This window comes from Streptomyces sp. NPDC060031 (genome assembly GCF_042736805.1).
Classification (GTDB): Bacteria; Actinomycetota; Actinomycetes; order Streptomycetales; family Streptomycetaceae; genus Streptomyces.
The window spans coordinates 23,933-46,852 of the sequence record NZ_JBHWVM010000049.1 but is presented as its reverse complement, the minus strand read 5'-3'; the positions used below and the strand labels follow the sequence as shown (position 1 = coordinate 46,852).

Sequence of the window (22,920 nt, the reverse complement as noted above, 5' to 3'; positions counted from 1 at the left end):
CGACGGGTCGACGGGTCGACGGGTCGACGGGTCGAAGGGTCGCCGAGTTCCGGGCACGGGAACGCGGGGATGCCGGCTTCAGGACTGCCGAGGCGCCGAGCACCACAGGGCCCGTCGCACGTGTTGACAGAGGTGCTGGTCAGGATGGTGGCCATGACAGACGGAGCGACCTTTCGGCGTGCTGGCGGGCAGGTATCGGAGCGAGTGGACATGGTGGGGGCTCAGCAGGTTCAGCGGGTCGCGCGAGCCGTTCCGTCGCCGCCCTGGGGCAGGAATCGCCTTCGAGTGACGCGAATCGTTCCTGCGGTGAATGTCCTCGGCCGTGTGGGTGAGCGCAGCCCGCCATGTCTCCGGCGAATGTGAGGAGGCCGGTAGAACGCCGGGGTCGTCCCGTCGTACTGAAGGGTGTTCGTGATGAGCCGAGGCTTGATCGTCGTGGATGTGCAGAAGGACTTCTGCGAAGGGGGCAGCGTTCCCGTCGCGGGAGGCGCCCAGATCGCCACCGCGATCGCCGAGCTGGTGGAGCGGAGCGCGGACGGCGACTACCAGTACGTCGTGGCCACCCGCGACCACCACATCGACCCGGGAAGCCACTTCTCCTCCAGCCCGGACTTCAAGGACAGCTTCCCCGTCCACTGCGTGGCCGGAGACGAAGGCGGCGAGTTCCATCCGAACTTCGCCCCCACCGTCGCCGGCGGCAAGGTCCACGCCGTCTTCTTCAAGGGCGCCCACAGCGCCTCCAAGAGCGGCTTCGAAGGCGCGGACGCCGAAGGAACCTCCCTCGCCGACTGGCTGCGCGCCCGCGGAGTGAGGGATGTCGACGTGGTGGGCATCGCGACCGACCACTGCGTGCGCGCCACCGCACTGGACGCCGCCGCCGCGGGATTCAGCACCCGGGTACGCCTGAACTACTCGGTCGGCGTCGCCCCGGAGACCATCGCCTCCACCCTGGACGACTTCCGTCAGGCAGGCATCGAGACGTCCGGCCAGACACCGGTGCCGAGTTAGTCCGGCACCGCACACGCAAGATCGGCGCGCTCGTCGTCGGAAGCGAGCGGTCTGCAGGAGGTGCTTCGGGTGGTGTGCAGAGGGCTTACCCGCACGCCGCAGTTTCTCCTACGGGAAGCTGCGCTGCCGGGCGCCTGAGGATTCCTGGTCCTTTCGCCGAGGCGGGCTCCGTCAGGATGCGTGAGACGACAGCGGGGTGAGACCGGCCCGGTGGCACCCGGCCATGTGTGCAGCCCCTTCCTGACGAGTGAGGAAGGGGCTGCACAGTCAAGGGAGACACTCGACGTGGGTCCGTCCCAGCACTCCGCCGCCTTCCAGCTCCAAGTACTGCTTCAGGACCTGGATACCCGCCTGGGTGGCTGCGGCGCCCCGCGCGTTGCCCTGGCCGTGCTGGGGGAGGCCCGGGTGACTGGGCGCGCAGCAGGGGCGCAGGGCCGGGAGTACGTGGAGCTGTCCTGGCTGGCCCGGGTCCGGGGCACCGCTGCCTCGGACCCGGGAGTGGTCGGGCACGGCCCAGGGCTGCCGGTGCGCACCGTATGCCTGCGGCGGCATCGCCATGACGGCGCGGTGACGGCGCGGTGCGAGCAGCACGGAACGGCCGTCGAGTCGGTGATGGAGCGGCACTCCGGTGGTGGGATCCGCTGCGTGGAACTGGGCTGGGGAGCCTCGGAGTTGACCACCTCGGGCAGGGTGACGCGCTGCGGCTCGACGGATCGGTGAGCAGCGCCGGGGGGAATGCTCGCGGGCGGGCGCGCCGTGACAGGGCCTGCGTCAGCTGTCGGGAGGGTCGGGCAGCCGACGGAGTTCGAGCAGAGCCACCGCGATCTTCACTGCGGTCGAAATCGTCAGGGCCTGCAGAAACGGCATACCCATGAGCCACAGAGCCACCATCATGACCGTGAGCACCAAGAATGCCGGTAGCAGATTGGTCCGCCTGATCGCAGTCCGCAGGTGTCCGGCTCTGCTCCGACGCTGATCGGACGTACCGATCGGGCGCGCGGTGACGCCTTCCTCCTCGGCTTGCGCCATGTGCTGCTGCCCTTCCCTCGCGACGTCTCCGGCAACGAGTCTTGGGTGCGACCCGGCGGACTGCCACTGCTGCCACTCGTGCCCGCCGCCATCCGAGGTACAGGTTCACCCCACCGGCACCGATTTGGCGTGCGCGGGCGAGGCCCGGTGCCCAGAGCGTGATATTCGGCCCGCTTCCCAGGCATTTTCCCGGGCTGGTGGGTGTGGTGCTGGTCGGACAGCCGCGGCCGGAGCGGGTGCAGGAGGTGCGGCCGGCCGGCCCCTGTTGTCGGAGGGACTGGCTACTCTCCGGCCATGGAACTGCCCTAACAACACCAGGCCCTCCGTGGAGGAGATCGTCGCAGCTGTGCCCGGACTCGGACCGTATGCACGGCCAGCCGTGGTACTGGCCACCTTTGCCCGTCCAGCCGGCGACGGGCACGGCTACGTCTTCGACCAACACTGATCCACCCGACCGGCACGCTGCGCGGTCGGCTGCCTCACGTACGCAGGTACGAGGCCCCGTTGAGGTCCAGAACCGTCCCCGAGGCCCATTCGGCCACCGGTGAGGCCAGCCACAGCACGGCCGCCGCGATCTCGTCCGCCGACCCCACCCGCCCGAACGGGCTCTGGGAACGGATCGCCTCGCCCTCCGCCCCGCTCAGCCGGTGCGCGACCCGCTCCGTCGCGAAGAACCCGGGTGCGACGGAGGCGACCCCGATTCCGTACGGGGCGAGGTGCACGGCGAGGGACTGGCCCAGCGCGTGCACCGCCGCCTTCGTCGCCCCGTACGCCGGGTGGTCGGGTTCGCCGCGGAAGGCCCCGCGCGAGCCGACGTTGACGATCCGGCCACCGCCGCCCTGCTCGATCATCCGGCGAGCCGCGAGGTGGCTGAGATGCGCCGTCGCGAGGAGGTTGACGGATACGTGGCTCTGCCAGGCGGCCGCCCAGTCCTCGTACGAGGTGGTGGCGAGCGGGTGCGGGAGGTTCACGGCAGCGTTGTTGACGAGTACGTCCAGGCCGCCGAGTCCTCCCGCCGCGGTTTCGGCGACGGCGTGCGCACCGTGCGGGGCGGACAGGTCGCCTCCGGCTAGCACGTGCCCCGTACCGACGAGGGAGCCGAGGGTCTCCTCGGCATCCTCGCGCCGCGAGCCGAAGTGGACGGCTACCAGGTCGCCATTGGCGGCGAACGCCTGAGCGAGCGCGCGGCCGAGCCCGCGCGAGGCACCGCTGACGAGCACACGACGGCCGGTTTGCGGGAAGGCGCGTGCGGAGGGGGAGGCTTCGGTGGAGGGGGAAGACGCTACGGAAGTCATGTGGATCATGATGCCCCTCGGTCGGCGCGGCCGGGTCAGTGCTCCGCCCCGCTCCGGCTGGCTCGGTTCAAGCTCGGGGAGAGGTGTGCGACGGGCCCCGCCTCGACGAGCCCCGCCTCGGCGGCAACGCCGTGCCGGCTCGGCCGGCGTCCGGTCGCCGGGAGGTCGGACGGAAGCGGCACGCCGAGGCGTACGTCGATTCCGTTATCCCGGGTATGCGCAGTATGGGGAGGGCCACCCGCGTGCCGGGTGGGGGCTCCGGGCAGGGCGCTCCGCCCGTGCCGGGGCCCGCTCCTCCGTCCGACGGACTACGGAAAGTGACTTCTGATCATGAATTCCTCCCACACGGTGCGTCCCCCTCCCGTACGGGCGGATACGGGGAGCGACTTCGCCCGGCTCTCCCGGAAGATCCAGGAGGCTGGGCTCATGGCCCGGCGTCCCGGGTACTACGCACTGCGCATCGCAGCCGTGACGGTCCTGTACGCCGCCGGGTGGACGGCCTTCGTCCTGATCGGCGACAGCTGGTGGACGCTGCTGGCGGCCGGTCTCCTCGCCTTCGTGTTCGGACAGGTGGCGCTGCTCGCGCACGACCTCGCCCACCGGCAGGTCTTCCGGCTGCGCAGGGCCAGTGAGGTGTCCGGGCGCCTCGCCGGCAACCTTGGCATCGGCATGGGGTACGGCTGGTGGCAGGACAAGCACACCCGCCACCACGCCAACCCCAACCACGAGGATTTCGATCCCGACCTCGACCCGGACGTCTTCGTCTGGACGCAGGACCAGGCCCGTGCGGCCAGGGGACTGCCGCGGCTGCTCGGCCGATCGCAGGCGTTCCTCTTCTTCCCGCTGCTCACGCTGGAGGGGTTCAACCTGCACGTGTCCGGGGTGCGGTCGCTGTTCGACCGTTCGCTCAAGCACCGCATGTGGGAGGGGGCCCTCCTCGCCGGGCACCTCGTCGCCTATCTCGGCGCACTGTTCCTGGTGCTGCCGCCCGGCAAGGCGGTCGTGTTCCTCCTCGTCCACCAGTGCCTCTTCGGCGTCTACCTCGGCTCGATCTTCGCCCCGAACCACAAGGGCATGCCGATCTTGAGGGGCGCCGACCGGCCCGACTTCCTGAGGCGCCAGGTCCTGACTTCCCGCGACGTGCGCGGAGGCCGGTTCACCGACATCGTCCTCGGCGGTCTCAATTACCAGATCGAGCACCACCTATTCCCGAGCATGCCCAGCCCGCACCTGCGCAGGGCTCAGGCCATCGTCCGCGGGTACTGCCAGGAGATCGGGGTCAGCTACCTGGAGACCAGCCTGATCAACTCCTACCGGCAGACCCTCGCCAGCCTCCACGCGGCGGGCGCCCCCCTCAGAAGGCCGCGGACCACCTGACGCCATGATCACCGGCCGGCACGCGGGAGGCCGTGCGGTACGCGGAAAGGCCGGCCGGTACGCGAACGCGGGACACCGGCCGGCGTCAGGCGGGGCGCGGCGGCCGGCGCGGGTCGGACCGGGCGCAGCGGACGCAGGTGGTGGCCGCCGGACGGATCTCCAGGCGCTCGGGCGGAATCGTCCCGCCGCAGCCTTCGCACTGCCCGTACTCGCCCCGTTCGAGCCGTTCCAGCGCCCGGTCCAGTTCTTCCAGGTGCTCGCGCGCCTGCGCCATCAGGGCGGCCACGTGGGCCCGCTCGAAGGCGGTGCTGGCCCCCTCGGGGTCGTGCTCGTCGTCGACCGCGACCAGGGCGTTCGCCGCGACGATCCCGTCGAAGTCGCGGCCCAGCGCGGCCGTCCGCGCCAGGGTGTCGGCGCGGTCGGCCGCGAGGCGTGCGCGGGCGGTCCCGAAGGTGGGCGGGCCGTGCTCGTCATGGCCGTACCGGGATGCATCGCCCATGCGTGCCACAACACCGGGCCGCGGTCCCCGATTCCCCCGGCCACCGCGTCCGGAGGTTTGAGAGGGATTCCAGCGGTCACACGAGGCCTTGTGGAACCCGTTCCCACGTAAAAACTGTCGGGTCTCCTTCTGATCAGGCGCAGCCGGGCCGTACGACGTAGAAGATCGCGTCGATGGTCGTTGAGCCCTGCGTGAGTGGCTCTCCGGGTCAGGGGGATGGGGGCGGGGGCGGCTTCGGCCGGGTGGTACCGGGAAGGCAGGCGACTGCCGGGTTGTACGTCCCGAACGTTCCCGAGGGGTTCTTCTTCCAGAGCCACAGGTGCAGGGCGTAGTGGACGGGCTGGCCGGGGAAGTGGCCGAGATGTGGGCCGGTGAAGGGCCGGCCGAACAGCTTCGGGCGGTCATCGTCCGTCCCCATGTCCTGGTCGCGGTCATAGACGAGCCACTGGACGCCGACGAGGCGTTTGCCCCCGAGCCCGTCGTCCTCGTAGTAGAGCGCGGCGGGCTTCGCCGGGTCGACGGAGTTGTCGTACGCGTGGTTGAAGTGCGGGTAGCCGAGAGCGCCCGATCCCGCACGGTCCTCGATGCAGTATTTGTCCGGGACGTAGCCCGACTTCACCGCGGCGGCATGCCGCAGGAACGGGGCGGTCGCGCGGTAGGCGGTCGCGCGGTCGGCGCCGGCCCTGCCGGTGTCGATGCCGGCAGGGGACGCGGAGGCCGGGGCAGCGACGGCCGCGAAGGCGAGAGTGGCGGCCGCTGCGAGGGCGGGGGCGGGACTGCGGACCATGCGCGGACTCCTCGGTGGGGGGCTCGTAGCGAGCAGGATGTCCCGCGCCCGCCGGCCCCGCCACACGGCCGGACCGGACGGCTGACCTCCTGCCTCGAACGAACCAAGGACCGTTTCGCGATCGGTCCGCACGGGGAACCGGTATGTCCAGTCCACAGAACTCCGATGCCACGGGGGATCCACGGGATGCACCTGGGTTCGGGCACGGAACGCACTACTGCCTGGGAGCCCCGCTGGCGCGGCTCGAACTCGAGATCGCGTTCGCATTGGCGCTACGTGCGCGCGGCAGGGGCGACGCGCCTCCAGGCCCGGACCACGGGCACGGAGCCCAGCTGATGATCGACATGCCGGGCTGCACAACACGGGTTGAGCGATCCGGGACAGTTGCCCTCGTGAGCCGTGAGCCGTGAGCCGTGAGCCGTGAGCCGTGAGCCGTGAGCCGTGAGCCGTGAGCCGTGCGCCGCGGACTCGGGTGGTGGACACCCATCCGCACCACCACCTGCGGCGCGTCTACTACGACACGGCAGGGCCCGTGGCGCCGGCCGCGACGCTCCTTGCCTGGCCGCGGTCTGACCTCGATGGGACCACACCCGGCCCTTGACCGGACCTCGACCGAACCCCGCGCCGCAGTCGAGCGCGGGGATCGAGGTGTACGGGGGCGCAGGGGCTACGAACCGGTCATTCCGTCCCGCCAGGCGTGGGGCCGGGGCCCGCCGGGGCGGGGCGGCCGGGGAGGAAGAGGGAGCCGAAGGCCGCGCTGGCGGTGAAGAGGGCTGCGAAGAGGAAGGCGTGGCCGTAGCCGGCAGTGAGGGCTTGCACCCCGGGGCTGAAGTGGTCGCTGGCGGCGCGGGAGGCGATGGCGGCAAGGATCGCGAGGCCGAGTGCGCCGCCGACCTGGCGGGAGGTGTTGACCAGTCCGGAGGCCAGTCCCGCTTCGCGCGGGTGGATGCCGGTGGTGGCTGCGGCGGTGACGGGCAGCATGGCCAGTCCCAGACCGAGGGCGCAGAGTACGAAGGGCGCGGCCACGTCGGTGGTGAAGACGCCGCCCACGGCGATGCGCGAGAGCCACAGGAAGCCGAGGGTGCTGATGGCCATGCCGGTGACCAGCAGGGGGCGTGGGCCGGTGCGGCGGACGAGGTGGGTGGAGGTCCGGGTGCCGAGGATGACCGCGAGGCAGCCGGGCAGGAACCACAGGCCGGTCTTCAGGGCGGTGAAGCCGAGGACCTGCTGCATGTAGAGGGAGAGCAGGAACCACATCGCGAGCATCGCGGAGCCCAAGCCGATCATGACCAGGTTGGCGATGGCCAAGGTGCGGCGGCGCAGGACGGAGAGGGGGACCAGCGGGGCGGCGACCTTCAACTCGATGACGGCGAAGACGGCCAGGAGCAGGATGCCGAGGGCGAGGGCGGCCCAGACTTGGGGGGAGGCCCAGGATGAGCTCTCGGTGGAGATGATCCCGTAGACCAGGGCGGTCAGCCCGACGGTGACCGACAGTGCGCCGGGCACGTCCAGGCGGCTCAGGCCGCCGTGGCTGCCGTCCACGGCGGGCGCGTAAAGGAGTGCGGCGACGAGGATCGCGATCCCGATGGGAACGTTGACGAAGAAGATCCAGCGCCAGCCGGTGTACTCGGTCAGGAGCCCGCCGATCACGGCACCGGCCGCGCCGCCGACGGCGTTGACCGAGCTCCAGGCGCCCATCGCGCGGGTGCGGGCGCGGGGCTCGGTGAAGGTGGTCATGATCAGCGTCAGGGTGGCGGGGGCGAGGATCGCGCCCCCGATGCCCTGGATCGCTCGGGCCGCGATCAGCGTCGCACCGTCGGCGGCGAGCGCGCAGGCGAGCGAGGCGGCGGTGAAGATGCCGAGTCCGATGAGGAAGGTGCGGCGGGCGCCGACCAGGTCGGCGGCTCGGCCGCCCAGGAGCAGCAGCCCGGCGAAGCCGAGGGTGTAGGCGTTGACGATCCACTGCTGCCCGGCCGGGCTCAGGCCGAGGGAGGCCTTCATGTCCGGGAGGGCGACGTTCACGATCGAGACGTCCAGCACGACCATGAACTGGGCCGCGCAGGCGATCACCAGGATCATCGCCGTCCACGCGCCGCGGCGCGTGGACGGTGCGGGTTCGGTGCTGAGTGCGGGCGGAGCACTTGGCATGGGGTTCCTCAGGGGCGGTGGACGGATTCGGGTCGGGAACAAACCCCACCGAATGTCTGCCCCCGCGCAGGACCGCCGTCACAGGCGTGCGGCAACCGGGTGATCGGCCGACCGGGCCCGACGCCAAGGGCGACCGCACCACCGCCCGGGAAGGGGATGACGTGGTCGTCCTGGTTCAGCAGTGCGGGCCGACGCGCGGGTTTGCCGCGCTCCGTGTACTGGGCCTGTTTGGCAGATACCACCGAACGGGGAAGCCCGTCCTGGCCTGCGCATGCCGCCGCCCCTCTTCGCCAGTGGCCATTCAAGGACCCGCCGCTACCGGGAGCCGAGGATCCCCCGAGGACACCGCACAGCTCGCGGCCGCACCCGTCCCGGCCCACTGACCAGTCGTCAGCAGCGCCTCGGGGGATCCTCAGCCGTCAGGATGCGGGTGATGGTTGGGAACGGATCACGCCGGCACCAGCTGCCATTGCTGGTTGGCGCCGCCGCCAGCGGTCCACTGCACGACCTTGGCGCCGTCGCTGGTGTCCCAGCCGTACACGTCCGCCGCCAGCCCGCTGTCGTGGCTGACGATGGTGAAGTACCCGTCGCCGGTGGGTCGCAGGTACCACTGCTGGTTGGTGCCGCCGGTGGACTTCCACTGTTGAAGCTGGAGCCCGACGGCCGAGGAGTAGCCGTCGACATCGAGCACCTTGCCGCTACTGACGTAACTCAGTGAGTACGCGCCGCCGGGGGCGGCGTTGATCGTCCAGGCGCCGCCGTCCGTCTTCTGGACGATCAACGCCCCGTCCGCGGTCGACCCGCCGGCCACGGCGAGCGGCTTGCCGCTGTTGCGGTTGACGATGCGGTGATTCGTTCCCACCACCGGTTCGTTGGCGATCTCGAAGCGGTCAACCGTGCCCCAGTGGTGCGTCGCAGAGGCCCGCTTGGTGCCGGTGACGCGCACCCGGATCGTGTGCTTGCCGGAGGCGAGCCGGGGGCTGGTCCACACCGAGACGTCGCCGGTGCGGGCCGCCGAGTACAGGTCGACCAGCGCCTCGGCCCCGCCGTCGACGGAGACGCCCACCATGCCATGGCTCGGCGCGGTCACGGCGTGCAGCGTGACGCCGGTACCGTCGAAGCTCAGCGTCGTGGTGTCGCCCGTGACGTCACTGTAGGAGTTCGTGCCGGCGTACGGGCCGGTCTCGCCGCTCGTGTGACCCCAAGTGCCGTTGTAGGTCACCGCGGTGGCGGCGTCGTCCACATGGGTCGCCGCGTTGCCCAGGTTGAGGTACTCGACCGAGTCGGTGAACGTGGTGCTGCCCGACTTCGTGGTCGACAGCACCAGGTACACGCGGGAGCCGCTGGCCGGCGCGGTGAACGAGACCGGCCGGGTGACCCGGGAGCCGAGCGGGATGGTGAGGGGTTCGCTTCCGGACGCGATGACCGCGCCGTCAGGCCGGTCGAGTCGCGCCGTCCAGTTGAAGCCGACGGAAGTGCCGCTGACATCGTCGTTGAAGACGGTGACGTTCCGGGTGACGGTGCTGTTGTGGGAGTAGGAGGCCACCGCCTCCGGGAGCGGGAACGTGCCGTCCTTGTCCGACCGGCCGGAGGCCGACCAGTAGGGCAGGTCGATCGCGGCGACCGGGTTGAATGCGGCCTGGATACGTTGGATCTGCGGGTTGCTCCACGGGGCGGACAGGTTGTCCTCGCCGTAGACGGGGTGGCCGCCCTCTTCGGGGACGAAGTCGGTGCTCCGCACGCCGGGTACGAACCCGGCCCAGCCGGACAGCAGGGTGTAGGGGCGCAGGTCGCTGGCGTCCATGGCGCGCTTGGCGATCGTCGCGGTGGCGAACCACTCGAAGCCCTGCTTGGTGTTGGACTTGTTCCAGACGTACTCGCCCTCACCGTCGGGCCGGCCGGCCAGGGAGGTGCGTGCCTCGCCGTACGCGCCGATGCCGTCGAGGTAGTGCGAGAAGACGGCGAAGTTGCCGTTCAGCAGGCTGGGGTACGGGTTGGTGTTCCAGGCGGTGTCGACGCTGACCGGCCGGGTGCCGTCGTTGCCGTTCATCGCCGCGTACAGGTCCTTCTCGAAGGACTCGGAGTCGAAGCTGCTGATGTCCGTCTCGTTGCTCTGGCTCCAGCGGATGATCGCGGGATGGTTGCGGTCGCGCAGGGTCAACGCCACGGCGTGGTTGACCATGTTGTCGTGCCCGGCGACGAAGTCCTGGCAGCTGCAGGTGCCGCGGATCGCGGTCTCGTCGATGACCATCAGGCCCATCTCGTCGGCCACGTCGAGCATGTACGGGCTGCCCGGCTCCTGGTGGATGCGGACCACGTTGTAGTTGAGCCGCTGATAGTTGTCGACCGCCTGCGCCCAGCCGCCGTTGCCCGCGGACGGCGGGAGGAAGCCGGGCAGGGTGTCATAGGCATCGCCCTTGCCGCCGTTGTCGATCCGGTCGTAATCCGCGCCCTGCAGGCTGTCACCGCGGAAGTTCACGCGCACGCCGTTGACGTAGTAGTACTCGCCGTTCTGGGTGGTGTCCCGGAACCCGAACCGGTAGGTGGCGTCGCTGGTGCGGCCGTCGTCGGTGGATGCCTGGACCGACAGCCGGTGCAGCTGGGCGCGGTACCCGGCGCGGTAGGGCACGTTCGGCCACCAGTACGAGGCGGAGCCGAGGTTCCACGCCACCGGGCCGACCGTCACCTTGGCGGTCGAGTGGGCGGCCACGGTGACCGTGCGGCTGGGCAGCGAAGGGTAGTTGAACGACCCACCGCTGTCCGAGGTGAGCGCGCCGGTCAGCGTCACCGACCGCGAGCTGCCGGAGGTGTTCGTCACGGACACGTCGTAGGTGAGGGTCTGGTGGGCCACGGAGGTGCGGACGAACGCGTCGCTGACGTACACCGCCGGATACACGCGCATGAATGCCGAGCGGAAGATGCCCTGGGGGACCGCCTCGGACCAGTCGGCAGCGTCGGGAACCAGAGTCTTGTTCCCCTGCATCAGGGCGTAGCGGCCCTTCACGTTCACGCTGATCGTGTGGGTGGTGCCGGGGGCGGCGAAGGCGGATATGTCGAAGTTCGACGGCGTGAAGGAGGTGGTCTGGGTGGCCACCACCTGTCCGTCCACCGACAGTGTCGCCTGATGGTTCACCGCGCCGAACTCGATCCACACTGACTGGGGCTGCCCCGAGTTCGGCACGGTCACGGTTCGCGAGTACGTCGCCTCGTTCACGTCGGTGAAGCCCTGCTTGTACCAGCCGCCGCCGGGGACGGTGATCGACGTCGCCGAGCGGCCCTTCGGCGTGAAGCTCCACGTTCCGGCCAGGTCGACCGACCTGATCGCGGCGTTGCCCGCGGTAAACCCGTTGATGTCCGATACCGGCGCGGCGGACGCTGATGCCGGCGCGGCGGACGCCGGTGGCGGCGCCGCCAGGACCGCGCCCAGCAGCGCCGCGACGGTCACAAACAACTGTGCGAAACGTCTCCGGTGTGGCGGCGGACCGTGCTGGTGCATGATCACTCCTCGGTGTGCGGATCCGAAATAATGTGAACGCTCATATCCGCCACCCACGAAATGTTCTGTTGGGGTGACAGCGGCTCCCGGTACGTTGGCCCACCACGGGACACGGCGTGTCCGCCTGGACAACAGGAACTCGAGGCTCGACTTGCGGTGGGCGGCCGGTGAGGACACGGCGCTGCAGTTCGTGATGCGGGCGGGAGTCTGCGCGGGCCGCGGGCTGCGGGCCGCGGGTGCGAAGTCAGCCGCCGCGCCGACGACAGCGTATGACCGGCAGCGCGAATTCTTCGAGGACCTGATGGATGCTGTGGTCTTGTGCCTTCTCCCACTGCGAAACCCGCACTCCCGCGCGCGCAGGCCGGTTCGCTCCTCGTGCCGCCAGCCCCGTGGGCCTGGCGACACCTTTTCGGGGTCAGGAGGATCAGGAGGGTCAGCAGGTGGAGTTGGTCTGGGTGAGCAGGCCCATGCGATAGGGGAGTTGGGAGTAGTCGCCGCTCGCGGTGGGGCTGAGGCCTTGGTAGACGTACTGGAGCTTGCAGGGGTTGATGGTCAGGGTCTGGTCGTTGCCGGCCCGGACCATCTCACCGTGGCTGATGTCCTGGGTCCAGGGCGTTCCGTTGAAGGCGACGTTGTTGCGGCCCGCGAACGGTCCGGCCTCGGTGGCCGCCAGCGGTGTCCAGGTGCCGGTGAGGCTGGTCGAGGTCCACGACCGGAAGTAGCGGCGGCCGGTGGAGCCGATGGCCTCGACCACCATCAGGTACTCGTTCCTGCCCTGGACCCTGTAGATGTTGGACGCTTCGAAGAGGTTGTTGGGAGCGTCCGACATGATCAGCTGGGTGTTGCCGAAGCCGTTCGGGAAGTTGGCCAGGGTGGTCTGGGCCCGGTAGATGTGGCCGTTGTCGTCGGCGAAGAAGAGGTAGCAGTCGGCGGTGTCGCAGATCGTCCAGAAGTCGATCCAGCCGCCGTTGCCCTTGTTCTGGGTGACGATGGCGGGCTCGCTCGCGATGAACGTCTTCGGCGCGGACCAGGAGTGCGGGTTGCTCGGATCGGAGCTCGTGGAGTAGGTGGGCGGGCCGGTCTGGTAGACCATGTACCAGAGGTTCTGCGGGGCGAAGTAGAAGACCTGCGGCGCCGCCCGGTAACCGGGGCCCATCGCGGAGGTGTCCAGGAAGGTGTGCGGTGCGGAGGCGGCCTGCGACCAGTCGGCGAAGCTGTAGTGCACCAGGCCCCAGCCGCCCGAGGTGCTCGCCACGGTCGCGTAGACCTGCCACTTGTCGTTGTACCGGATGACTGAGAAGTCCTTGACCGAGACCACGTTGTGCGTGGCATCGGACTTCGGCCCGGCCAGTACCCCGCTGGAACTCCACTCGAACGTCGACGGCAGCGAACCGCCCGCGTTGACGTCGGCGACGGGGACGAGCTGCCACTGCTGGTTGCTGCCGCCCCAGTCTGCGTACTGCACCACCTTGCCGCCGTCCGCCGTGGAGGCGCCCTGCACCTCGACGGCCTTGCTGCTCTGACGGTTGATCAGCCGCACGTAGCCGCCGGTCGAATCCGCCAGCCGGAACTGCTGGTTGGTCCCGTTGAGGTCCTGCCACTGCACGATGTCGGTGCCGTCGGCGGTGGAGAAGTTGTAGTTGTCCAGGACCTTGCCGGAGTTACGGTTCATCAGGCGGTGGTAGCCGTTGCCCGAGTCCACGAACCGCCACTGCTGGGCTTCGTTGTTGGTCCGCGTCCACTGCACGACGGCAGCGCCGTTGGACGACACGAAGTTGTAGTCGTCCATGGCCTTCCCGCTCGCCCGGTTGACCAGGACGTACCACTTGCCCGCGTCGACCGTCGCAGCTTGCGCCTGCTGCGCGTTCACCACGGCCAGCAGACTCGCGAACAGGATTCCCGCCAGCGCGGCAGCCACTTTGGGGAGCCAGCCACGCCGCGGCAAGACCCGTGAGGCCCTACCAAGACCCGTCATGATGTCTCCTCTGATCACATTCAGGGCAGGGGGCGCCCGTGAAGCGTCATGGGGGATGCCCCTGCGGATTCGCGTATTGTTAGCGTTAACAATTTGAAGTCCGGCAACTCCCCTGCGGCTTGGGGGGATTGGTGGTGAGGTCACCGGAGAAAATCACGGCGTCTGAACTGGCGTCAAGAGGTCCGTCACCGGCGGCAAGTTCGCTCGCCGGGCCGCGCGGCTCTGACCTGGGCCGCCTCGGTGAAATTTTCAACTACTGGTGGGGTGGCCGCCTGTGGCCGTGCGGGGCCGTCTTGACGTGTCCGCCGGCCGCCCTCCACCCTTTGGTCCGGAGGCGCCCCCTGCCGAACCCGGTGGTGACGGCGGCAGGCCACCGCGCGCCCCACGGCGATCCGGCGGCGGATCGTCATCTCGACACCACGAGGGTTCCTTTCGTGGTCCCCACCCCGTGATCCGAACAACGGAGGCGCAGCCATGCGCGTACCACCCGTACCTTCCCGCAGGATCGGTGCCCTGCTCACCGCCGGCGCCCTGGGCGTCGCAGTCGCCGTCACCGCGACCACGGCGCCCGTCGCGGCTGCCGAGGCCGGCGCCCTCGGCGGCGCCGCCGCCCAGAGCGGCCGGTACTACGGCGCCGCCGTCGCGGCGAACCGGCTCGGCGAGACCGCCTATGTCGCGGCCCTCGACCAGGAGTTCAGCGCCGTGACCCCGGAGAACGAGATGAAGTGGGACGCCACCGAGCCGTCCCGCAACACATTCACGTACGGCGGCGCCGACCAGATCGTCAACCACGCCCTGGACAAGGGCATGAAGGTGCGCGGCCACACCCTGGTGTGGCACGCCCAACTGCCCGGCTGGGTACAGAACCTGAGCTCTGCCACCGAGGTCCGCTCTGCGATGAACAACCACATCGCCAACGTGACGGGCCATTACCGGGGCAAGGTCTACTCCTGGGACGTAGTCAACGAAGCATTCGCCGACGGCGGCCCCGTCGGCACCCTGCGCAGCTCGGTCTTCCAGCAGAAGCTCGGCAACGGCTTCATCGAGGAGGCATTCCGCGCCGCCCGGGCGGCCGATCCCGGCGCCAAGCTCTGCTACAACGACTACAACATCGACGACGCCACCGCGGCCAAGACCCAAGGCGTCTACAACATGGTCCGCGACTTCAAGGCGCGCGACGTCCCGATCGACTGCGTCGGCCTCCAGTCGCACTTCGGCCAGGTTCCGGGCAACTACCAGCAGAATTTAGCCCAGTTCGCCTCCCTTGGCGTAGACGTACAGGTCACTGAACTCGACATCGCCGGCTCCGGTAGCGCCCAGGCCGACGCCTACCGAAGCGTCACCCGGTCCTGCCTGGCCGTGGCCCGCTGCACCGGCATCACCGCCTGGGGCGTCACCGACAAGTACTCCTGGCGCGCCTCCGACACACCTCTTCTCCTCGACGGCACCTACACGAAGAAGCCCGCCTACTACGCGGTCCTGGACGCGCTGAACGCCGCCGCCCCCGCCGCCACGGGTGCGATCAAGGGTGTGGGTTCGGGCAGGTGCCTGGACGTCTCGGGTGCCTCGCAGACCAGCGGGGCGCAGGCGCAGATCTGGGACTGCGGTGGGCAGTCCAACCAGCAGTGGACGGTGACGTCCGCCGGTGAGCTGCGGGTGTACGGGAACAAGTGCCTGGACGTGAGCGGCCGGGGCGCCGCGGACGGCACGAGCGTGATCATCTGGGACTGCGGTGGACAGCCCAACCAGCAGTGGCGGCTCAACGCTGACGGCACCATCACCGCGGTCGGCGCGGGCAAGTGCCTGGACGTTCCCGCCAAGGCGACCGCGAACGGCACCAAACTCGCCATCTGGACCTGCAACGGCGGCGCCAACCAACGCTGGACCCGCACCTGACCGGCCTTGGCCGAGGCGGTGGTCGGCGCACGCCCGAAGGCTACGCGCCGGTCCTCATCGCGCCGGGGGTGAAGCCCCCGGCGGCGTGGTCGCGTACTGGCCGGCGAAGGCATGGTGCCCGGCCGTTACCTTGCGGGCCGGCCCGAGGGTCCAGCGGTACACCACTGCACCGGCCGTCGTCCTGCACGGTGACGGTGAAGGCATCGGCGGGCAGTGCCTGCCGGCTCCTGGTGTCCTTCAGCCACGGGCGTAGGCGAGCGGGTACCTGGCCTGGCGCAACCGCTCCCAGCGCTGCCACAGGGTGATCAGGTCGTCGGCGGCCAGATCGTCGGACCCACCGCCCGCCCGCCATGTGTGCGTTGACAGTCAGCGATTCCCTTCGCTGAAACGTGTTCCATTCGCCCTCCGGAGAGTCGCATGCCGCACACCAGACCGAGATGGACCCGTCGGATCGCCGCCCAGGTCCTCACCCTCGTACTCGCCCTCACCGGGCTGGCCGCCATCGGCGGCCGGCAGTCGGCGGTGCCCCTGCACGCAGAACCGGCTGCCGTCAGCACCACCCAGATCGGCGTCACTCCGCCGCCGCTCGGCTGGGCCTCCTGGAACACCTTCGCCAGCAGCATCGATTTCAACGTCATCAAGCAGCAGGCCGACGCACTGGTCTCCTCGGGCATGGCTGCCGCCGGGTACGACTACATCAACCTCGACGACGGCTGGTGGCAGGGCGCTCGTGATGCGAACGGCAACATCGCCGTGAACGAGAACCTATGGCCCGGTGGCATGAAGGCTGTCGCCGACTACATCCACGGCAAGGGCCTCAAGGCCGGTATCTACACCGACGCGGGCAAGCAGGGCTGCGGCTTCTACTTCCCCACCACCCGGCCCGCCGCCCCCCACACCGGCATGGAGGGCCACTACCAGCAGGACCTGGAGACCTTCCAGCGCTGGGGCTTCGACTACGTCAAGATCGACTTCTGTGGCGGTCGTGAGGAAAAGCTGAACCAGGAAGCGACGTACAAGGCGATCGCCACCGCCCACGAAGCCGCGAGCGCCGTCACCGGCCGCAGACTCGTCCTGTCAGTCTGCGAGTGGGGAACCGGCCTGACCTGGAACTGGGCACCGGGTACCGGCGACCTGTGGCGTACCAGCAACGACATCATCTTTTTCGGCCAGACGGCGGACACGGCCAAGATGCTCACCAACTTCGACCAGGGAATCCACCCGGCAGCGCAGCACACCGGCTACCACAACGACCTCGACATGCTGATGGTCGGGATGAACGGGCTGAACGCAGCCCAAAACCGACTGCACATGAGCCTGTGGGCGATGTCCGGGGCACCGCTGCTGGCCGGCAACAACCTGGCCACAATGAGCACCACCACCCGCGACGTCCTCACCCAGCCCGAGGTCCTCGCCGTCGACCAGGACCCGCGCGGGCTGCAGGGCGTCAAGGTCGCCGAGGACACCAGGAACCTCCAGGTGTACTCAAAGGTGCTCTCCGGAACCGGAAAACGTGCCGTACTGCTGCTCAACCGCACCGGATCCTCCGCCCAGATGGCCGTCCGCTGGGCCGACCTCGGCCTGACCACGGTCTCCACCTCGGTGCGCAACGACTGGTCGCGCGCCGACGTCGGATCGTTCGCCAGCAGCTACACCACCACCGTCCCGGCGAACGACGCCGTGCTGCTGACCGTGTCCGGCACCGAAGCATCCAGCGCCACCTTCGAGGACACCACGACCGCCACCACACCCACCTTCACCGGCATCACCGCCGGCGCGGCGGGCACCAAGCTCGTGGACATCGCCTACGCCAACGGCGGAAGCTCCGCCCGCAAGGCCACCATCCAGGTCAACGGCCAGTACTCGTACGAGATGTCCTTCCCGACCACGGGCTCCGCCGCGAGCTACCGGACCGTATCCGTACTGGCCCACCTGGCCAAGGGCACGAACACCGTGCGCTTCGCCACCGTCCCCGGCAGCACCGTGCCCGACATCGACGCCATCCGCGTCCAGAGCATCCCCGGCACCAACGGTGTCGCCCTCGTCACCGCCGCTGCCAACCGCTGCGTCGACTTCGCGATGAACTCTGTCGCCAACGGCAGCCAGGCCGTCCCGTGGGACTGTTCCGGCGGCCGGAACGAGACCTTCACCCAGACCTCGCGCAACGAGCTCGTCGTCTACGGCAACAAGTGCCTGGACGCGGAGGGAGGCGGCGCGGCGAACGGCACCAAGGTCATCCTGTGGGACTGCACCAACGCCACGAACCAGAAATGGACCGTCAACTCCAACGGCAGCGTCACCAACAACGCGTCGGGCCTGTGCCTCGACGCCGAGGGCGGCGCGGCCGTCAATGGCACCAGGATGATCCCGTGGAGCTGCAACGGCCAGAACAACCAGAGGTGGACGCTCAACTGACGCACCCTGCAGTCATGTTGGCACCGAAGGCCGCATGACCCCCGGGCGTGGGAGGGTGCGCGGCTCCGGGCTGGCAGGCGAGGGTGCCGGCGGCGGCCGAGTGCGCACGGTGCTGCCCCACCGCGCTGCCCCGTCCGACGTCAGTGCGGTGGCGGTGCTCCGACTGCAGGCGGTTGCCGCACAGGGTGAAGGCGGACTGGCCCCGGGCGAGGACGTGCCGGAGCTGCGGTTTGGCGGGTACCCCGCCCGATCTGCACCCCGCAGCGGGCAACCGGACCGCTGCACCTGCGCCATCGGCCCCGCCAGGGTGTGCGCCGGCCTCTCACCCCCGCCGACCCCGGAGAGCATCCGAGGGCCGTCGCCCGGGCAGGCCCGGTGCCCGGGGCTCATGCAGGGCGAAGCGAGGTCCCTCAGCCATGGCGGGGCCGCAGGCCGTTGTGTCTGCGGCCCCGCTCGGGCTCGGGCGCTGGGGTCAGGACGGGTCGCCGTACTGGAGGCCGCGTCCGTTGGTTCCGACGTAGACGCGCCCGTAGGTGTCGGGGTCGCCGGTGATGACGCCGACGCCGCCGATGCTGCCCCACTGGTGGGCGTCGTCGTTGACGCGGAGCCAGGTGGCGCCCTTGTCGGTGGAGCGGAAGACTCCGGTGACGTCCTTGACGGTGCCGATCAGGTACAGGGCCTGGTAGTCGGCGCCCTGCGCTGCCTTGCCGAAGCCGAGCGCGGAGGCGGCCCGCACCGTGGTGAGCGTGGTGAAGGTGCGGCCGCCGTCGGTGGAGTGCAGCAGCCCCTTGCCGCCGCCGGAGATCCACAGGTCCCCGGCGATGCCGGGGACGGCCGTGAGCCGGCCGGCCGGCAGGTTGGTGGCGCGGGCGGTGAAGGTCGCGCCGCCGTCCGTGCTGGCGCTGAGCGTGCCGTCGGCCAGTGAGTAGAAGGTCTTGGCCGAGGAGCGGTCGGCGACGACCACGGCGCCGGCGCCCAGGCCGCTGACCTTCGACCAGCTCGCCCCCTTGTCGGTCGAGCGGTACGGGGCCTGACCGGCCTCGGTCCAGACGATGTCGGAGCCGTCCGCCGCGAGCGCGACATGGCCGCTGTCGGCGCTGCCCACCGGCTCTGACTGGAAGCCGCTCCAGCTGCTGCCGCCGTCGGTGGAGTAGGCGCCGTCCTTCGTGCCGCCACGGCCGACGCGGACCATCAGCGACGGGTTGGACTGGGCGAAATCGATGTCGGTGCTGGTGATCATCATCGGGTTGTCCAGCCGCCCGGCGGGCACCTTCGTCAGGGATTCGTGGCGGAAACCGCCCAGGTCGCCCATGCCGGTGATGACGGTGGCGCCCCCGGGCGGGGCGATCGCGTCCATCAGCGAGGTCTCCTCCAGCCCTCGGGACCCCACGATCCAGTGGCTGGTGCCGCCGTTGTCGGTGGCGGTGGCGTCCTTGCTGCGCCAGATGCCGCTGCCGGTGCCGTACAGCACGTGCCCGGAGTTGAAGGGGTCGATGGCCAGGGCGGTCATCCAGTGCCCGATGCCGGTACCGACGTAAGGCGCGCCGGAGGCGTCCCGCTCCGATTTCGCGGCCTGTGCCTTCCAGGTCGTGCCGCCGTCGGTGCTCCGGTACAGCTCGTCCTGGGGCCACCAGCGGTGGAGGGTGGTGACCATCACCGTGGACGGCTTCTGCGGGTCGACGGCCAGACCGGAGAACCCGTAGTTGCCCTGGGACGGGGAGACGTTCTTCCACGCCCCGCCGGCCGGCGTGTACTTCCACACCGAACCCGCCGTTGCGTCGCCGATGGAGTTGGCGTACGCCAGGTACAGCGAGCCGTCACCGGAGACCACGCCGTGCTGCGGCATCTCGCCGGTGGGCTGCCCGGAGACGGCCTGCCAGGTGCTGCCGCCGTCGGTGGACCGGTACAGGGAGGTGGACTTGTCGGCGACACCGACGTAGACCGTCCTGCTGCCGGCCGGGCCGTACGTCACGAAGGCGATGCCCGCGCCGCTGCTCGCCCCGTCCTTGACGGGGAACGAGGAGACCTGACTCCATGTCACGCCGTGGTCGGTGCTGCGCCACAGGCCGTTCTTGCGGGTGCCCAGCAGCAGGGTGCCGTTGTCCGCGGGGTTGATCGCCAGCCGCTCGCCCGCCCCGCGGCCGTGTTCGTTGGCGCCCAGCTTGAACGGCAGAGCGGTGCGCTGGAAGGTGCGGCCCCGGTCCGTGGAGCGCAGCATCTCGGCGTTGCCCGCCCAGTCGTTGGTGTAGGTGCCCGCAGCGACGTAGAGACGGTTGGGGTCGACGGGGTCGGTGGCCAGCGAATCGATGCCCAGCAGGTTCCAGTCCTTCTCGCCGGCCCAGTCGGTCAGCGGGATCCATTGCTCGGCCGTGGCGTCCCAGCGGTAGGCGCCGCCCATGTCGGTGCGCGCGTACAGCAGGCCCTTCTCGCGGGGGTTGAACACCAGCCCGGTGACGTAACCGCCGCCCACCACCTGGGCGTTGTTCCATACATACGGTCCGGTTCCGGCCGCCTGGGCCTTGGCCGTTTTCACCAGCTTCCACTGCTGGTTGGTGCTGCCCTTGCCCTGGTACTGGATGACTGCCGCGCCGTCGGCCGTGGAGTCTCCGGAGACGTCCAGGACCCGGCCGCTCCTGCGGGAGGTGAAGGTGACGGCGTCGGAACCGCTCACCTCGTCGATCCGCCACTCCTGGGAGGTGGAGGAACTGTCGGTCTGCTGCTCGGCGGCGGCGCCCTGGGCGGTCGAATCGCCTGCTATGCCCAGCACTTTGCCGCTGTTGCGGTTCACCAGCTCGTAGTAGCCGTCCCCGGCGGGCTTCAGTCTCCACTGCTGGTTGGCGGTGTGCTGGTCGGTCCACTGCTGGATACGGGTGCCGTCGGCGGTGGAGAATCCGTTGACGTCCATCACCTTGCCGCTGCGCACGGAAACCAGCAGGTAGTAGGCATCGCCGTCAACCGTCGCGGCTTGTGAGTTCTCCTGCACGAACAGGAGATACGGCACGACGATGGCGGGGACGCCGAGCAGCAGGCTCGTCGCGGTCCAGCGACGGCGGTGGCGCCCGCGGCGCCCGCCGTTCGTGGGGTTTTTCATGGGATGTGCTCCTTAGCGTGCCGTTCACCGGACAAAAGGCGGATCCAGACTCCGGTACGGCCGGATCCGACTCCTTGTGGTCGCAGACTCCGCAAAAGGTTGCCTCGGGCCGGAATCTTTTTTCAGGTCACCTCGTAGTGAGGCAGGTGTTGATCAGCGTCTGGGCGATGTTGGCGGCCTTGGGGTCCTGGGCACTTCATCTCGTTCTCGGGTGACCGAGTTGAACTCGCGGTCCAGGATCGTGTTGTACGGGCTGTCGCCGAGCCTTCCGGCGGCCACCGCGGTCCCGAAGTGCCGTCCGGATTGGACGGCTTGCGCGCCGAGTGCGGAGGCGCGGACGGCGGCGGTCGCGGCGCTCGCGGCCACGCGCGCGGCCGTCCGGCGAGCTCCGTCTCGGCGAGGGGCGTCCCGTCGGCCAGCGTGGGCAGGACGGTGCACGCCGGGCGGTACACACGGTGTGAGCGCTAACAATGTCGATCCACAAGAGGTCTGCGTGGGTCGCGCGTGAGCCCCACCGGCGCAGCAGCCTCCGTATACGTCGGACGGCGCGATCTGCCGTCGACTCGGCTCGAGTCGGTGAATCCGGGTAGTGGGGCGGGGTCGATGGCGTCGCGAAGAAAGGGAGCCCGCCTCGTTGCCGCACCCGACGCGGTAACGGACAGGTAACGCGCGCAAGGGGGTTGAGAACATGGCTTGTTAGCGCTCACAATGCGACGGCGCCCTCTCCTCAAGGGGATCCCTCTCCTGCCGGTCCCGACCTGACTCAGACGCCGGCCGCCCCGGCCGCCGTGCAGCGCGGCACTCCCGGGACCCCTATTGGGCAAAGCCCGGCCCCGGCCGTGCGGCGCCCTCATCCGTACACCCTGAAAGGACACTCGACATGGCCCGCAGAGCAGCTCTCGTCCTCGCCGCCGCCCTTCTCGCCTCCTCGGCGTTGACCGCCTGCTCGACCGAGGGCCCCGCCTCCGGCTCCCCCTCGGGAGCCAAGGGAGGCTCCGACGGCACGATCACGCTCGGCTTCGCCCAGGTCGGCGCCGAGAGCGGTTGGCGTACCGCCAACACCAAGTCCGTCCAGGAGGCGGCGAAGAAGGCCGGGATCACCCTCAAGTTCTCCGACGCGCAGCAGAAGCAGGAGAACCAGATCAAGGCGATCCGCAACTTCATCCAGCAGAAGGTCGACGTCATCGCCTTCTCGCCGGTCGTGGAGTCCGGTTGGGACACGGTGCTGAAGGAGGCCAAGGACGCAGGCATCCCGGTCATCCTCACCGACCGCGCCGTGGACACCAAGGACACCTCCCTCTACAAGACCTTCCTGGGCTCGGACTTCGTCAAGGAGGGCAAGTCCGCGGGCGAGTGGCTGACCAGCGCATACGCGAACGAGCAGGGCCCGGTCAACATCGTCGAGCTCCAGGGCACCACGGGCTCCGCACCCGCCAACGACCGCAAGGCCGGCTTCGCCGACGTCATCCGCGCCGACAACAAGTTCAAGATCGTTGCCTCGCAGTCGGGCGACTTCACCCGCGCCAAGGGCAAGGAAGTCATGCAGGCGTTCCTGAAGTCCGAGAAGGACATCGACGTCCTCTACGCCCACAACGACGACATGGCCCTCGGCGCCATCCAGGCCATCGAGGAGTCCGGCAAGAAGCCCGGGACGGACATCAAGGTGATCTCGGTGGACGGAATCAAGGACGCCTTCGTCGCGATGGCCGAGGGCAAGATCAACGTCGTGGTGGAGTGCAACCCGCTGCTCGGTGACCAGCTGATGGAGCTGACCAAGAAGGTCGCGGCAGGGGAGAACGTGCCGACTCGTGTCGAAACCGAGGAGGGTGTCTTCCCGCAGGACAAGGCCGCGGCCGCGCTGCCGTCCCGGAACTACTGACGCGGCACGTTCCGGTGCCGGAGGA

14 protein-coding genes are annotated in these 22,920 nt (G+C 69.6%); 6 read left to right on the top strand and 8 right to left on the bottom strand.

The window, feature by feature from the left end; translation table 11 throughout:
- Positions 1–414 precede the first annotated feature (414 nt).
- Both ACFWB8_RS21940 and ACFWB8_RS21935 read left to right on the top strand, forming a co-directional pair.
- The gene (locus tag ACFWB8_RS21940; RefSeq protein WP_385229475.1) at positions 415–1,008 is read left to right on the top strand and encodes an isochorismatase family protein; all 594 of its coding nucleotides are present in this window, start codon (positions 415–417) and stop codon (positions 1,006–1,008) included.
- A 285-nt stretch (positions 1,009–1,293) separates the two neighbouring features.
- Positions 1,294–1,728 carry a hypothetical protein gene (locus ACFWB8_RS21935; protein ID WP_385229472.1) on the top strand — a complete coding sequence of 145 codons (435 nt, stop codon included), beginning with the start codon at positions 1,294–1,296 and terminating at the stop codon, positions 1,726–1,728.
- Positions 1,729–1,779: 51 nt separating this feature from the next.
- On the opposite strand, the gene ACFWB8_RS21930 is transcribed toward ACFWB8_RS21935, so the two are convergent.
- Both ACFWB8_RS21930 and ACFWB8_RS21925 read right to left on the bottom strand, forming a co-directional pair.
- A complete protein-coding gene (locus ACFWB8_RS21930) occupies positions 1,780–2,037 on the bottom strand; it encodes a hypothetical protein (protein ID WP_385229469.1) in 258 nt (85 codons plus the stop codon).
- Between the two features lie 479 nt (positions 2,038–2,516).
- Positions 2,517–3,332: an SDR family NAD(P)-dependent oxidoreductase gene (locus tag ACFWB8_RS21925; RefSeq protein WP_385229466.1), complete on the bottom strand. Its 816-nt coding sequence runs from the start codon at positions 3,330–3,332 to the stop codon at positions 2,517–2,519.
- 330 nt (positions 3,333–3,662) lie between these two features.
- Here ACFWB8_RS21925 and ACFWB8_RS21920 point away from each other — a divergent pair, with 330 nt between their 5' ends.
- Complete coding sequence (locus tag ACFWB8_RS21920; protein ID WP_385229463.1) at positions 3,663–4,709, top strand: fatty acid desaturase family protein; 1,047 nt, start codon at positions 3,663–3,665, stop codon at positions 4,707–4,709.
- Positions 4,710–4,794: 85 nt separating this feature from the next.
- Here ACFWB8_RS21920 and ACFWB8_RS21915 read toward each other — a convergent pair whose 3' ends face one another.
- From ACFWB8_RS21915 to ACFWB8_RS21895, 5 genes are all read right to left on the bottom strand, one after another.
- Positions 4,795–5,208, bottom strand: coding sequence for a TraR/DksA family transcriptional regulator (locus tag ACFWB8_RS21915; RefSeq protein WP_385229459.1), 414 nt, complete (start codon positions 5,206–5,208; stop codon positions 4,795–4,797).
- A gap of 208 nt (positions 5,209–5,416) precedes the next feature.
- Entirely contained in the window at positions 5,417–5,995 is a 579-nt protein-coding gene (locus ACFWB8_RS21910; RefSeq protein WP_385229455.1) for a hypothetical protein, read from the bottom strand.
- A 678-nt stretch (positions 5,996–6,673) separates the two neighbouring features.
- Positions 6,674–8,143, bottom strand: a complete 1,470-nt coding sequence (locus ACFWB8_RS21905; RefSeq protein ID WP_385229452.1) for a DHA2 family efflux MFS transporter permease subunit — start codon at positions 8,141–8,143, stop codon at positions 6,674–6,676.
- 448 nt (positions 8,144–8,591) lie between these two features.
- Entirely contained in the window at positions 8,592–11,588 is a 2,997-nt protein-coding gene (locus tag ACFWB8_RS21900; RefSeq protein WP_385229449.1) for an RICIN domain-containing protein, read from the bottom strand.
- Positions 11,589–12,072: 484 nt separating this feature from the next.
- Complete coding sequence (locus tag ACFWB8_RS21895) at positions 12,073–13,614, bottom strand: non-reducing end alpha-L-arabinofuranosidase family hydrolase (protein ID WP_385229446.1); 1,542 nt, start codon at positions 13,612–13,614, stop codon at positions 12,073–12,075.
- Positions 13,615–14,088: 474 nt separating this feature from the next.
- On the opposite strand from ACFWB8_RS21895, the gene ACFWB8_RS21890 reads away from it, so the two are divergent.
- Entirely contained in the window at positions 14,089–15,510 is a 1,422-nt protein-coding gene (locus ACFWB8_RS21890) for a lectin (protein ID WP_385229443.1), read from the top strand.
- 417 nt (positions 15,511–15,927) lie between these two features.
- Entirely contained in the window at positions 15,928–17,925 is a 1,998-nt protein-coding gene (locus ACFWB8_RS21885; protein ID WP_385229440.1) for a ricin-type beta-trefoil lectin domain protein, read from the top strand.
- A 472-nt stretch (positions 17,926–18,397) separates the two neighbouring features.
- On the opposite strand, the gene ACFWB8_RS21880 is transcribed toward ACFWB8_RS21885, so the two are convergent.
- A complete protein-coding gene (locus ACFWB8_RS21880; protein ID WP_385229437.1) occupies positions 18,398–21,016 on the bottom strand; it encodes an RICIN domain-containing protein in 2,619 nt (872 codons plus the stop codon).
- 880 nt (positions 21,017–21,896) lie between these two features.
- Here ACFWB8_RS21880 and ACFWB8_RS21875 point away from each other — a divergent pair.
- Positions 21,897–22,895 (top strand): ABC transporter substrate-binding protein, encoded by a 999-nt coding sequence (locus ACFWB8_RS21875; RefSeq protein WP_385229434.1) that lies wholly within the window; start codon positions 21,897–21,899, stop codon positions 22,893–22,895.
- Positions 22,896–22,920 lie beyond the last annotated feature (25 nt).